Below are 13,130 nucleotides of genomic sequence, written 5' to 3' on the forward strand. Positions count from 1 at the left end.
TCATCGCAGCGATCCGCACCTAGGCTTGACGGTTATGCAGACTTCACAGCTTCGGGTGGCGGTCGCGGGGAAGGCTGCGCTAGCGGCGAGCCGCCGGCTGGCGCTGCTCCCGAGGGCAGACAAGGACGCCGCGCTGCTGAGCCTCGCCGATGCGCTCGAGGCCGCGACCGACCGCATCGTCGCGGCCAACGGCAAGGATCTGGCTCGCGGTGAGAGCGCTGGGATGCCGGACAGCCTGCAGGATCGGCTGCGGCTGACACCGGAGCGCGTCGCGGCCATCGCGCAGGCCCTGCGTGACCTCGCGGCCCTGCCGGACCCGGTCGGGGAGGTCGTACGCGGGTCGACCCTCGCCAACGGCCTGCAGGTCACGCAGGTCCGCGTCCCGATGGGCGTGGTCGGGATGATCTACGAAGCCCGTCCCAATGTCACTGTCGATGCGGCCGGACTCGGCCTGAAGTCCGGCAACGCCATGATCCTGCGTGGCGGCTCGGCCGCCGCGAGCACCAACGCCGCGCTGGTCGAGACGATGCGCGAAGGACTGACGCGGCTGGGTCTGCCCGCCGACACCGTTCAGCTGCTGAACGGCGGTCGCGAGGACGTGACCGCGCTCATCACCGCTCGAGGGCTCATCGACCTGGTGATCCCACGCGGTGGCGCCGACCTCATCCAGACCGTGGTCACTCAGTCCACGGTGCCGGTGATCGAGACCGGTGTCGGCAACTGCCACGTCTACATCGATGCGGCGGCCGACCTCGACATGGCGCTGGCGATCGCGGTCAATTCCAAGACACATCGTCCGAGCGTCTGCAACGCCGCGGAGTCCTTGCTGGTCCACCAGAAGGTGGCGGCCGACTTCCTGCCCAAGGTGCTCGCCGAGCTCGGGGGAGCGGGCGTTCTGCTGCACACCGACGAGCAGGCGAGCGCGGCCGCCGAAGCCGCCGGAGCCGCGTACGAACCAGTGACCGACGAGGACTGGGCGACTGAGCACCTGGCGATGGAGATGAGCGTGGGTGTCGTGCCGAGCCTGGACGCGGCCCTGGACCACATCGCGCTCTACGGCACTCAGCACACCGAGGCGATCGTCACCCAGGACCGGGCTGCGGCGCGGCGATTCACGGCGGAGGTCGACGCGGCCGTCGTCACGGTCAACGCCTCCACGCGGTTCACCGATGGCGGCGAGTTCGGTTTTGGTGCTGAGATCGGTATATCCACACAAAAGCTGCACGCGCGTGGTCCCATGGCGCTGCAAGAACTGACGAGTACCAAATGGATTGTCAACGGCGACGGCCAGATCAGGGTTTAGGGAGCAGTTTTGGAAGGCACAGAAGTTCGCAAGCTGGCCGCGGTCGAAGACCGTCACTGGTGGTACGCCGAGCGGCGCGCCATTCTCGCCAAGGCGTTGGCCGGTCTGACACCTGGCAAGGCCGTCGACATCGGGGCGGCCGGTGGCGGCAACACCCGAGTTCTGGTCGAGCACGGCTGGTCGGCAGCACCGCTGGAGTACGGCGCCGACGGTGCCGAGGTCGCCAATGAGCGCGGACTCCCGGTGCTGCGTGCCGATGCCATGAAGATCCCGATCAACGACGGCTCGTTGGACCTCGTGGTCGCCTATGACGTCCTCGAGCACCTTGAGGACGACGACCGCGCGGTGGAGGAGATCCACCGTTGCCTGCGGCCCGGAGGCGCCTTCTTGATCTCGGTGCCGGCCGACCCACGTCTGTGGTCGGCGCACGACGAAGCCGTTGGACACGTGCGGCGCTACACCCGCCCGGAGCTGATCGGTCTGCTGGAGCGGCACGGGTTCGAGATCGACTCTGTCGTCTCCTGGATGGTGCTGCTGCGTCCGGCCGTTGCCTGGCGGCGGCGTTCGACCTCCGGCAGCGACCTGGACGACCCGCCGCGCCTCGTCAACGCCGCCCTTCGGTCGGTGGTCGCGATGGAGCGGGTGCTGCCCCTCGGCAAGCTGCCGGGCGTCAGCCTGGTCGTACGCGCTCGCCGGCCTGCCTGACCTCGGCGTCGGGCCGGCGTTCGCTTGGGCTCACAGCCTTCGCGTTCACCGGCCCGAGCAGTGAGTCGTAGGCGACGTAGTAGGTCGGCCGGGCCTGCTGGGTGGAGTAGATCCGCCCGACGTACTCGCCGAGGATGCCGAGGCACAGCAGCTGCAGTGCGGCGAACCCGGCGACGATCACCACCGTTGAGGTCCAGCCCGAGATGGCGTTGCCCATGAGCTTGCTGATCACGGCGTAGGTGAGCAGCGCAGCCGCGATCGCGAAGCCCCCCAGCCCGAACCACGTCGCCAGGCGCAGGGGTGCCAGGCTGAACCCGGTGACCGAGTCGATCGTGAGCTTGAGCATCTTGGACAACGGGTACTTCGAGTCGCCAGCAGCGCGAGCATCCCGCTTGTAGCCGACCTCCGCCTCGGGAAAACCGAGCGTCGGGATGACCAGCCGCAGCACGCGGTGGTGCTCCGGCAGGGCGTTGACGGCGTCGACCGTCGCGCGGGACATGAGGCGGAAGTCGCCGGCGTCCATCCGGATGTCGTCGCCGCCGATGATCCGCATCATGCGATAGAACCCGCGGGCCGTCGTGCGCTTGAAGGCACTGTCGGTGCTCCGGTCGCTGCGGACGCCGTAGATGACGTCGGCACCCTGAGCACGGCCCGCCTCGAGCATCTCGCCGATGACTTCGGGCGGATCTTGCAGATCGGCGTCGATCGTGGCGATCCAGCCGCCTCGTGCGTTGCCCAGGCCGGCCGAGATCGCGGCCTGATGCCCGGAGTTGGCGCGCAGCCGGATCACGCGCAGCTGCGGCCACTCACGCAGGAATCGCTGCAGCAGCACGGGTGTCTGGTCGCCTGAGCCGTCGTCCACGGCGACGACCTCGTACGACACGCCGAGCGCGTCCAGGGTCGGTCGTAGTCTCTCGACGAACAGTGGAAGGACCTCTTGCTCGTCGTACATGGGCACGACGACGGACAGCTCTGGAGTCATGGTGCGCACAGGATAGACGACCCTTTCTGGGTCAACCCGGTGCAGCAAGTAGGCTGCGCCCATGACGTCGTCCTTGATCTCTTTCGCCGCTGCAGAAGGCGAGCACGCCGAGCGTGAGCTGCCCATGCCGCCCATCGGTTACGGGCTGTGCGCGATCGGCTTCTTCCTGATCCTGCTGGCCATCCTCTGGTCGTTCCGCAACACCGCAGCCAAGCTCGGCGCGACGACGCCACACCACGAGCAGGAGCACTGACCATCAGGCTTGGCGTCATGGGCGGCACGTTCGACCCGATCCACCATGGTCACCTGGTCGCCGCCAGCGAGGTGCAGTCGCTCCTCGACCTCGATGAGGTCGTCTTCGTGCCGACGGGTCAGCCCTGGCAGAAGGCCGGCAAAGTCGTCACCGAGGCCGAGCACCGCTACCTCATGACCGTCATCGCGACGGCTTCCAACCCTCGCTTCTCGGTCAGCCGGGTCGACATCGATCGTCCCGGCCCGACCTACACGCTCGATACGCTCAAGGACCTGAAGCGCCAGCGGCCGGACGCCGAGCTGTTCTTCATCACCGGCGCCGACGCGCTCGCGCAGATCCTGTCGTGGAAGGGCGTGGACCAGATGTGGGACCTCGCCCAGTTCATCGGGGTGACCCGCCCCGGGCACGTGCTGACCGACGACGGCCTCCCGCCGGACAAGGTCACCCTGCAGGAGGTGCCCGCCATGGCGATCAGCTCGACCGACTGCCGCAAGCGAGTCGTCAACGACAAGCCGGTCTGGTATCTCGTGCCCGACGGTGTCGTCCAGTACATCGGTAAGTACAACCTCTACCGGCCTGGTGCCGGAGAGCTTCAGGAGGACTGAGTGGCCGCCACGACCCGAGCCATCGATCTGGCCAAGGCCGCAGCCGCAGCCGCCCAGGACAAGATCGCGACCAGTGTCATCGCCATTGACGTGAGCGACCAGCTCGCGCTGACCGACGTGTTCGTGATCGCCTCGGCGTCCAGCGAGCCCCAGGTCTCCGCGATCGTCGACGCCGTCGAGGAGCGCCTGCATGCGTTGCAGGTCAAGCCTGTTCGTCGAGAGGGCCAGCGCGAAGGGCGCTGGGTCCTCATCGACTTCGGAGACATCGTCGTCCACGTCCAGCACGAGGAGGAGCGTGAGTTCTACGCCCTCGAGAGGCTGTGGCGTGACTGCCCGACGATCGATCTGACGGTATGAGCGGCAACGTTGCCGGCTCGGCGGAGCCTGCGACGCCGGACGGAGGAGGCGCTGCGCGAGGGGGCATAGTGAGCGAGAAGGCCCACGGGCCTTCTGAACGACTCATGCGCGCCGGCTCGAGCCGGCGCCGGATCATCGTGTGGCGCCATGGTCAGACCACGCACAACGCGGCCGGCATCTGGCAGGGACAGCTCGATACTGAGCTGTCCGAGCTGGGTCGTGAGCAGGCCGCTGCTGCAGCCGCCGTCATCGCCGGCTACGAGCCGGGACGGATCATCGCCTCCGACCTCAAGCGCGCGTCCGAGACCGCGCGGGCGCTGGGCGACCTCGTGGGTCTCACACCGGCGTACGACCCCCGCCTGCGTGAGATTCATGTCGGCGAGTGGCAGGGCCTCACCGCGGGGGACGTGGCTGAGGGCTATCCCGAGCTGCAGGACGCACTGGCCCGTGGTGAGGACGTCGCACGTGGCGTCACCGGCGAGACGATCGCACAGGTCGTCGACCGGGTCAGCGAGCTGCTCGATGAGCTCACGGCAACGCTGGGGGAGGGCGAGACCGTGGTCCTCGCGACGCACGGTGTCACCGGACGTGCGCTGGCCGCACACCTGGTCGGCATCGACCAGGGTGTCGCGTGGATGTCGCTGGCCGGCCTGCACAACTGCCACTGGGTCGAGATCGTGGAGCACCGGTTCGGCTGGCGGATCGAGTGCTGGAACCTCGGCGCATGAGCACGGACACGCCGTACCGGTCGCGCAAGCACCTGCAGCCCCAGCTGCTCGCTCGCGTCATGAACTACTGGCCGCCGATGCTCGGCACGGGCATCCGGGTGCAGCAGATCGCCGACGACTGGACACGCGCGCGGGTGAAGCTGCCGTTGACGCGGCTCAACCGCAACCAGCACGGCACCGCGTTCGGCGGCTCGATCGGGGCCATGTCGGACGGGTTCTACGCGCTGCTGCTGATGCATCAGCTCGGTAAGGACTACAAGGTCTGGGACCAGGCGGCCGAGATCGAGTACGTCAGTCCGGGCACCGGCACGATCTACGCCATCTTCGAGATGCCGGTCGAGGTCGTGGCCGATATCCGGCGGCGCTGCGAGGGCGGAGGCAAGGTCCTGCAGTGGTTCGAGACGGATCTGACGCTGCGCGACGGCACCGTCGTGGCACGGGTTCGACGGCAGGTCTACGCCCGCAAGAAGCGCGAGGCAGCAGCGACCTGAGCCGGTCGTTCGGCGGGCGGGCCCGATTTGGTCGCGGGGAGATCGACTGGCTAGAGTATGCCGGTCGCCGCGATTCGCGGAGATGCACCTGGGGCTGTGGCGCAGCTGGTAGCGCACTTCCATGGCATGGAAGGGGTCAGGGGTTCGAGTCCCCTCAGCTCCACCCAGAGGAAGAAGGGCCCTGATCGCGGATCGCGGTCAGGGCCGTTCTGCGTTGGAGTTCGAGCTCTCCCACGGCCGCATCCAGGGGAATCCGCTCTTGCTCGACGCGTCGATGCAGTCGGTGGTCCTCGGCAGTGATGTGCAGGAGCACCTCAAGTTCGGGGGTAGTGAGGTCGGCCGGCTTCCACTTGAGCCCAGCCTTGATGGGCTGGTTCCCGCGGTCGGTGTTGGTGCCGTACACCTCGTACTGCGTGTAGGCATCCAGGTGCATGAGGATCGACCGCGTCTTTCGGATTCGTGCCCGCAACGAGTCGAGGATCCGGTAGCCGTCGGCGTCGATGTCGCCCCAGTAGATGACGTTGTCGGCGCCCGCGACCCACTCGCACTCGGCGAGTCGTGCTGGAGCCATGTCGCCGACGCCCCACACGACAATCAGGCCGGGCTGCTGTGGAAAGTAGAAGTATGTGTCCTGGTTCTCGACGATGAGGACGGTAGTCGGGGTGTACGCCAAGGTGGTCACGTCCCCGCGCACCCATGTGTCGTGTCGCCGCCCGCCGGCCGCCAGATGCGCCGGGTCGCAGTAGCTAAACCTGATCGTGGCGGGGCGGCCGAGTAGTTCGATCGGTCCGATGCCGGTGAGGGCGGTGATCTCCCTGTGGCGTGATGCGGCGTTGAGCCACTTGCCGTGGACGCCGGGCAGCGGGATCTGGCGAGGGGTGAGGTACTGCCAGCCGTTCGGGTTCTCCTGAAACCACTGAGCGACGTTCAGGAGGGTTGTGACATCCGCATCGTCCCAGTTGCGCGTGCGCCGGAGAACGCTGATGGCGTCCGGCGCCGCCGGAAATCGCTGGCGAATGCTTTCCCAGCGGGAACCTAGATCGATGAGTCGCGCAGTCCAGTCACCTTGAGCGAATCGGCACATCGTCTCGATGTCGGCGAACTGGAGATGCGTCGGGAGCGGCTGGTCGCTCAGCCCGACCTTGCGTATGACCTCGTCGATGCCGACACCGGCTGGGAGAGTCCAGTCAAACCACGTACGAGCCCACGCCTGATAGTCGGGCCACCGCGTTTGCAGGGTCGTCTTGCTGACCGTCCCGAGCAGCGGCACGCTGCGTCCTGCGGTCCAGGGGCTGGGTTCGACACCGGCCACGACGGAGCTCAGGTGCGTTCCGAGCCACTTGCGCACGCCCTCACGAGCCTCTTCCAGCGTCTTCACGGCTTCGTCCCAACGACCTTGCGCATGAAGTCCAGACGCGAACGGTGCTGGTCGTCCTTCGCCACCGCGTAGATCAGCGAGGTGGCGCTGGTCGCAGCCTCAAACTTTCCGACAGGCGCGGCGATGATCGGCTGGAAGCCGAACCGCAGCCAGACGTTGATGGCGCGCTCGGTGAACTGGTCGTCGGCCTTGATGAGCGCCTCGTCTAAGAAGACGGTGGCGAACTTCGGTCGGCTAACTCCCTCGGTTCCGACGTGATAGCGAACAGCGGCCGCCAGGACGAACGCGGTCAGCTCTTGGGTCTCACCACCGGACTTCTCGCCGCTGAAGTGGTTGTAGGTCGTGGCGGTGCCGTCCTTGTGCTCTGCGCGCGCCTGGATGGTCATGTGTCGTCGTACGTCGAACAGGTCGGAGACCTGCTTCTCGGTCGCGACCATGTCCATCGCTGCGTCAAAGGCGGGGAAGCGTTCGAGAGCGGCCTCGTAGGTGATGCCCTTCGTGGCACCGGAGCCAAGCGAGCCCAGCTGGGCAAGGAAATCCTTGGTGTCGGCAGGCTTCTCGTCGCGCAGGATCTGGATCGACAGGGTGCTGTCGCCACCGAACGGTTCAGGTGCGAGCAGCTCATTGATGGCGTTGATGCGGTCTCGGATAATGCGACGCTGGGACTCATAGCTGTCCGCGATGCCGCCGACGTTCACGTTGGTGAAGTCGAGGACTTGCTGTGCGAACTGCTCCTGGGCAAGTGCCAGTCCGTAAGTTGTCTGCTGGCTGCGGATGCGGGCGTACTCGACGTAGTCGGTCTCGGGGTGTGGATTCTCAACTGAGACACCGATCGGAACGACGGTGGTGTATTCCCGGTTGAACGCCACCATCACGTCACGGATGTTCTTGAGCGCCACACCCTTCTGACCAGCTGCACCGGACTGTGCCTTGCGGAGGTGCTGAGCGAGTCTGCCCAATGAGCCCGGCTGCAGGTTCTCGTGAATGAGTTCGTCGACGTTGAATGCGCTGCGCGCTTCGTCGTCGAGACGCTTCATGTCAGGTTCTTCGACGCCACGTCCGCGGAGCATGTCGCGCGACCGCTCTGCGCCTTCCTTGTCGTCTATGACCTTGTCGCGGAGGAGTACGGCCTTCTCGGCAGCATCCTGCGCTTCAAAGAAGCGGCGGCCGGCGGTGTCAGCCTCGGCCCTTCGGCCCTTGGCCGCCTTCTCCAGCTCATCGAGCTCGTCGTCGCTGGATAGCGCGGCTCGCTGCCTGCGCAGCGAGTCCAAATGCTCTTCAGCTGCGACCAGGTCGTATCGATGCCACTCGCGGGTGGCTTCCTGGAACCATTCGTGCGCCGCCTGCGCCTGAGTGAGGTCAAGATGCGCTTGCTTGAGTGCCTGCGCCTCCTCGTTCGCTTTCACGGCCTCCGAGTCGGTCTCGGCCATCTTGATGTCGAGTTCCTCCAGCAATCGCTGGGGCGAGAAGCCGATGTTCCGGCGACCGGCACCGCCGTGCTTGCCGGTGCCCTTCGGACCGCGGACCTGCCCGCTCTTGGACACACCCCACGTGCCGTCGGTGAGCTGGTTGAGACCCTCGCCGTCTTCGACGCATTTGTGGGCGAAGCGGCGAGCAACCTCGTGCGACAACCAGCCGGCGTACCGGTGTTCCGCGTAGAACACGCGGCCCGCGATTTGATGCTCGGGGCCTGTCACGAGGTTGTACGTGCCGCTCGGGACAGCCTGGGAGTGGATGATCGGTGGCGTCTTGACGTGGTTGACCTTGCGCCGGAACTCCTTGATGGTCTCCTCGGGCACCAACAGCGTCAGCGCCCAACCGCCGACCGCGCCTTCGAGGGCGTCACGCCACTCCTCGAACTCCGGTTCCACGTCCATCAACTCGCCGACAAACTTCAAGTCAGCCGCGGGGATGCCGGTCAGCCTCGCCCACTCGTCGCGGCGGGCAGCCATGTTCTGGGGAATGAGATCCTTGCGATTCGCGTAGTACGCGCGCTCCTTGCGTAGCGTCGTGAGACGCGACTGCGCATCCCACTCGGCGCCGTTGGCCTTGCGTAGGGGGTCGGCGATGTAGGCCAGGTGGCGAGACACCGTGCCCAGGAAGGCCGTGGTCTCGGCGCGCTGAGCGGTTAGATCGTCCAGAGTCAATGGAGGCGCCAGATGGGTTCCGACGCGCTCGGACATGTACGCCCGCGCCGTCCGGACTTCATTAGCGCGGCTCTCCGCAGAGCGGATGTCGGTTTCGAGCGAGGCTGCTTCGGCCCCACCCGCTTTGAGGTAACGAATCTGGGCGTTGAGGGCTGCCGCGTCCGCGGTGTCCTTCTCGATCTGAAAGTTCGACACTGCAGCGGTCGCGTCGCGTGCCTCCTGCGCCAGCCGAGGCTCCAAGTCATCGAGGATGCTGAACTCACGCTCTCGCACCCAACGCCAGAACGGGGTGTCTGCCTGAAGGCGACCATCGCCGTAGCCGAGGTCTTGGAAGAAGGCGTCGGCGTTGGCATTCGTCTCGAATGACTGCCGATAAGTCAGCAGATCCTTAAGAATCTCGGCCTTGCGCTGCCGGTCGTATAGCTCCTTGCGGGCCTCGCGAACCTTATCCCAGAACTCTCGTGCCTCACGTACCGAGGCCAGTAAGTCTGCTGGCTCGTCCAGAACGAGGTTCGTGAACAGCCAGTCCACGCCGGGGATCTCCTGACTCGCCTGGATCCGGTACAGGATGTCCATCAGGTTGGTGAAGTTGCTCGAGAGGCCGAGCTCGTCGGCCAGCCACGTAAGATTCGCGGTCTTCGTCTTCGCGGGCACCATGTCCGGAAAGGCAGCCCGGAGGCTCTTGCCGTGCAGTGGAACGTGCGGTGGGCGCGTGTAGGCGTCCAGCTGGCGTACGTCAAAGAAGCCCTCGATTCGTCCGTGTGCTTCATGGGACGGCTTCTCATCGTCCGTGTTCATGAAGTAGGCGGAGAAGACGGTTAAGGATTCACCGTCAAGGTTCGCCCAGGTGTGGGCGATGGCCGACCAGGTGGCCCGCTTGTCACGGAGAGCGAACACGCGAGTGCCCGCGAGCGACTCTTCCTTGTCGTAGACACCGCGGACGTATGTAGCAATGGAGCGCGCCTTGCCGCCGCCCGCGGATGCCTTGTTGAACATTCTGCCGGGGTGTAACAAGGCCGACGTGGCGTCGAGGTAGGACGACTTTCCCGTGCCGGTACTGCCTGAGATGAGCGTAGCCTCGCCGACGCCGGCAGGGTCCATGCGGTGGTAGCCCGTGAACGGACCCCAATTGAATACCTGAGCCGAGGCGAGGTACCACTGGGCAGGAAGGAGCGTCGCGTCGTTCACTTGTCACCATCCAGGCCATCAGCTCGACCTTCATCTTCTCGGTCGTTGTCCTGCTCTTCGCCGAGCAAAGAGACGGTAATGGTCTGCAAGACATCCGGCCCGTAGAAGACGGGCACCGCGGGGGAGATCTTCCAGCTCTCGCCACCGTTGGCGGGAGACCGGCCCATGATCAAGCCGGTCTCGAAGAGTCGCTTTAAGGCAGCCTCGGCATTCTTGTCACGGGCAACGCGGTCCTTTTCCCGCTCGCCCCACATCTGTTCCCAGGCGTCGGCGAACTCTCGGCGCGCAACGCTAACGGTTGGGGCGTTGGCGACGGCAGCGCGTTGATATCGGTCGACGAGGACAAGCACGGCCATTGCCAGCTCGCGGCTCATCGCTCGCTGGGGCGTCAGGATCCGGTAGTCCTGGTCGGCGTCGACCTGCTTCTGGTAGGCGATCCGATGGCCGGGGGCGACGACCAACTCTAGATAGAAGTCGTGGAGGCGGGATCGCACGTGGCCCTCATGCTCAATGAGAACGTTCCACAGGCGAACGCGCTGGTTGCCGTCGAGCAGGTGATCCTTGAAGAGGACGGTCAACAGTTCGCGGATGTCGGACGGTTCGGTGCCGAGGTCTCCGTCGAAGAGGGGTGGTTCCATCAGTTCCCCTCGGTCGGCTTTCGATAAACGATGCGGGTGATCTCATAGCGGACGATCGACCCGTTGGGTGCAAGCGTCTCGATCACTTCTAGCGCATCGCTGTAATGGCTTGATTCGCCGACCTCGGCGACCTTGTGGGCACGCTCGAAGTACGGAACAAGTTCCACGGCGCGGCGGAGGCTTTCGGGCGACAGGTCCCAGATCTCGGCCGTCGACATGGACTGCCCAGGCTCGAGAGCATCGAGCGTCGTGGCGATGTGTGTGGCGACGTCGTTAGTGTGCGGACCGGACCAGCGGGCAAGCAGTGCTGGATCAGTGTGCGTGGCTGTGGACATCTCGAGTTCGTCCAGAGTCTGGGGAGCAGCAGGCGCCTCGCGGACCCTATACGAGGGAGGCGCATGGTTGATCTCGACGCGGACGGGGAACGGGATCACCCCCGCCGGCACCTTTCGTTGCGTCGTTGCGCGCAGAGCCGCTGCGGCCTCGCGGAGCGCGGCCATCCACGCTGTACGGTCCGTCGAGGTTACGGCGCGCTTCTTGAACGCGTACGTGACGTCCTCGAGGCTTGCGTTGAAGATATCGATGAGCGGCTTGATCTGGGTGTAGAGCCCAACCGAGGTGTCGGCCAACGCGCGCTTCTCCCGGTCGTTGAGGAGGCCGCCGAGCTCGCTCTCGGAGATGGCGGCGACGTTGCGGGTTAGCGACTGACGCTGCGAGGGATCTGACAGAACCGCGAGCGCCTCCTTAGTCGCGCGACCCTGTGGAGTGTCGGTCACCTCATCCCATGCTTCGGCGTACGCGTTGATGTGAGTGATCCCGTCGACCTCGTCCTCACGCACCTTCTCCAGGAGCGAGCGACGTGTGCGGGGGAGTTCCTGCGCCATCCAGCGCAGCGCGAGCGAGATTCGCTGCTGGGTGTTGAGGGTGTCGTCGTACCAGCGCTCGAACTCGTCGAGGCCAACGCCGCCAGCCTCACCAGATTCGAGGAGGCCCTTCCGGATCGTGAGGGCTTCGATCTCGTCGTCGATCTGCTGGATCTGCCGTTCGATGTCCCCGCTGAGTCGGGCCGACATGCGCCCGAAGCTCGCCACCATCTCGCCTACAGCGGCAGCGGCCGTACCACGGCGTGAGTCCCCGAGTCTCTGGACAAAGGCGACCGCCTCGTGGGCCTCTGCCGTGCGTGTAAAGCACGGTGTGCCGTTTTCGTCATCGGTGCGCCAGAGCCAGTCCGCCTTTACCCAGTCCCGGCAGAGGTCGGAGAGCTTGCGGCCGCTGCCGTGTACCTCGCGCACCTTCGGGGTCTCGAGGTCGTTCGCGTTCAGGGTGCGAAGGAGGGACTCGACCTCGGTCTCGAATACGTCGGTTGGAATCGAATCGCGCTCGGTGGAGAACGTGTTGGCCAGGACAGTGATGAGGATGCCGGCGTTGCCCTTCTGCAACATGCTGACGGCGGCATGGTCGTCGAGCATGCGGAGCAGAGAATCGTGTTCAGCCAAGAGCTCTGCAGGGGTCATGTCGGATCTCCCTTCCCCGAAGAGTCATATTCTGGTTGTAACCACCGACAGACTCGATCACTGCGATGTGAGTCGCCCCAGCCGTACGTCAAGAGGCATCGGGATGCTGCTCGCTCTGACGGCGATCGAACGTCACACCCGACAGCTGGTCCATGGCCTTTGAGCACGGCAAGCGTTCGGCCGGTGGGTTCTGGCGTCGCGTTCGTTGCAGGCGCCTGGTGCGAGGAGGAACGCGCCGTGCCCGGCATTCCTGAGGCGTGGCCCGACCGCTGGACCGAGATCGCCTGAGGGCCGGCACGTCACCCGGCGCTTCGGGTCGCCTCACCGACCCGGTCGTGTTGTCTCTGGTCGCCGCCGTCGACGTCGCCCTCAGCTGCTTGACGCGGCCCAGCCGGTCCAGGCGGTGATGTCGATGCGGACGACCAGGTCGTGCGGCGGGCGTTCGCGGTACTGCTCGTACTTTCCCTGGAGGGCACGCATGGCGGCCGCGATGTCGGCGGGGTCATCGAGCACTGCGGCCTGGCCGTCGACGCGCGCCCACCAGAGCTGGGACCAGTCCTCGTCGTACTCATCAGCAAGGACGCACACGGCCGGGTTGCGCTCGATGTTGCGCAGCCGCTGCAGGGCGGTCGTCGTCTTGGGCTTGTGGTCGACCGCGAACAGCAGCGCGTCGCCGTCGACCACGAACGTGATGGGCACCAGGTGCGGCGCGCCTGACGATCCCACCGTGGCCAGCCGGGCCACTCTCGCTGGGGTGAGCCGCCGGCGTACGCCGTCCTCGTCGAGTCGCACGACGGCCACGCTAGCGTTGCGATGGTGAGCTCAACGTCGGGAACGAGAC

The 13,130-nt window shown here is 65.9% G+C and carries 13 protein-coding genes, 1 tRNA gene and 1 pseudogene; 8 read left to right on the forward strand and 7 right to left on the reverse strand.

Features of this window, described 5'->3' with window-relative positions; translation table 11 throughout:
- The first annotated feature begins 34 nt into the window (after nt 1–34).
- The gene (locus VV02_RS12470) at nt 35–1,303 is read left to right on the forward strand and encodes a glutamate-5-semialdehyde dehydrogenase (RefSeq protein ID WP_052591846.1); all 1,269 of its coding nucleotides are present in this window, start codon (nt 35–37) and stop codon (nt 1,301–1,303) included.
- 9 nt (nt 1,304–1,312) lie between these two features.
- On the forward strand, nt 1,313–2,008 hold the full coding sequence (locus VV02_RS12475; RefSeq protein WP_052591847.1) for a class I SAM-dependent methyltransferase: 696 nt from the start codon (nt 1,313–1,315) through the stop codon (nt 2,006–2,008).
- Here VV02_RS12475 and VV02_RS12480 read toward each other — a convergent pair.
- Nucleotides 1,974–2,990, reverse strand: coding sequence for a glycosyltransferase family 2 protein (locus VV02_RS12480; RefSeq protein WP_052596929.1), 1,017 nt, complete (start codon nt 2,988–2,990; stop codon nt 1,974–1,976). The two genes, VV02_RS12475 and VV02_RS12480, sit on opposite strands and share 35 nt — an antisense overlap.
- A 61-nt stretch (nt 2,991–3,051) precedes the next feature.
- Here VV02_RS12480 and VV02_RS12485 point away from each other — a divergent pair, with 61 nt between their 5' ends.
- The 6 genes from VV02_RS12485 to VV02_RS12510 all read left to right on the forward strand — a co-directional run bounded on the left by VV02_RS12485 (nt 3,052) and on the right by VV02_RS12510 (nt 5,587).
- Nucleotides 3,052–3,243: a hypothetical protein gene (locus tag VV02_RS12485; RefSeq protein WP_052591848.1), complete on the forward strand. Its 192-nt coding sequence runs from the start codon at nt 3,052–3,054 to the stop codon at nt 3,241–3,243.
- Nucleotides 3,244–3,260: 17 nt separating this feature from the next.
- Nucleotides 3,261–3,848, forward strand: a complete 588-nt coding sequence (gene nadD, locus VV02_RS12490) for a nicotinate-nucleotide adenylyltransferase (RefSeq protein WP_052591849.1) — start codon at nt 3,261–3,263, stop codon at nt 3,846–3,848.
- A complete protein-coding gene (gene rsfS, locus VV02_RS12495) occupies nt 3,849–4,205 on the forward strand; it encodes a ribosome silencing factor (protein ID WP_052591850.1) in 357 nt (118 codons plus the stop codon).
- A 68-nt stretch (nt 4,206–4,273) separates the two neighbouring features.
- Nucleotides 4,274–4,933 (forward strand): histidine phosphatase family protein, encoded by a 660-nt coding sequence (locus VV02_RS12500; protein WP_245633063.1) that lies wholly within the window; start codon nt 4,274–4,276, stop codon nt 4,931–4,933.
- A complete protein-coding gene (locus VV02_RS12505) occupies nt 4,930–5,424 on the forward strand; it encodes a DUF4442 domain-containing protein (protein WP_052591852.1) in 495 nt (164 codons plus the stop codon). The genes VV02_RS12500 and VV02_RS12505 overlap by 4 nt, the downstream gene beginning before the upstream one ends.
- Before the next feature lie 90 nt (nt 5,425–5,514).
- Nucleotides 5,515–5,587, forward strand: a tRNA-Ala gene (locus VV02_RS12510).
- Here the strand turns inward: VV02_RS12510 and VV02_RS26020 are convergent.
- From VV02_RS26020 to VV02_RS12530, 6 genes and pseudogenes are all read right to left on the reverse strand, one after another.
- The gene (locus VV02_RS26020; protein WP_083450121.1) at nt 5,579–6,802 is read right to left on the reverse strand and encodes a DUF3322 and DUF2220 domain-containing protein; all 1,224 of its coding nucleotides are present in this window, start codon (nt 6,800–6,802) and stop codon (nt 5,579–5,581) included. The genes VV02_RS12510 and VV02_RS26020 overlap by 9 nt on opposite strands.
- A complete protein-coding gene (locus VV02_RS12515) occupies nt 6,799–9,480 on the reverse strand; it encodes an ATP-binding protein (protein WP_245633064.1) in 2,682 nt (893 codons plus the stop codon). The genes VV02_RS26020 and VV02_RS12515 overlap by 4 nt, the downstream gene beginning before the upstream one ends.
- Nucleotides 9,481–9,933: 453 nt before the next feature.
- A pseudogene (locus VV02_RS27445) lies at nt 9,934–10,137 on the reverse strand (ATP-binding protein); the annotation flags it as partial.
- Complete coding sequence (locus VV02_RS12520; RefSeq protein WP_052591854.1) at nt 10,134–10,775, reverse strand: DUF4194 domain-containing protein; 642 nt, start codon at nt 10,773–10,775, stop codon at nt 10,134–10,136. The pseudogene VV02_RS27445 and the gene VV02_RS12520, both read right to left, overlap by 4 nt.
- Nucleotides 10,775–12,289: a DUF3375 family protein gene (locus VV02_RS12525; RefSeq protein ID WP_083450122.1), complete on the reverse strand. Its 1,515-nt coding sequence runs from the start codon at nt 12,287–12,289 to the stop codon at nt 10,775–10,777. The genes VV02_RS12520 and VV02_RS12525 overlap by 1 nt, the downstream gene beginning before the upstream one ends.
- Before the next feature lie 369 nt (nt 12,290–12,658).
- Nucleotides 12,659–13,081, reverse strand: a complete 423-nt coding sequence (locus VV02_RS12530) for a TIGR03668 family PPOX class F420-dependent oxidoreductase (protein WP_052596931.1) — start codon at nt 13,079–13,081, stop codon at nt 12,659–12,661.
- Nucleotides 13,082–13,130: the final 49 nt, after the last annotated feature.

This window comes from Luteipulveratus mongoliensis (assembly GCF_001190945.1).
Taxonomy (GTDB): Bacteria; Actinomycetota; Actinomycetes; order Actinomycetales; family Dermatophilaceae; genus Luteipulveratus; species Luteipulveratus mongoliensis.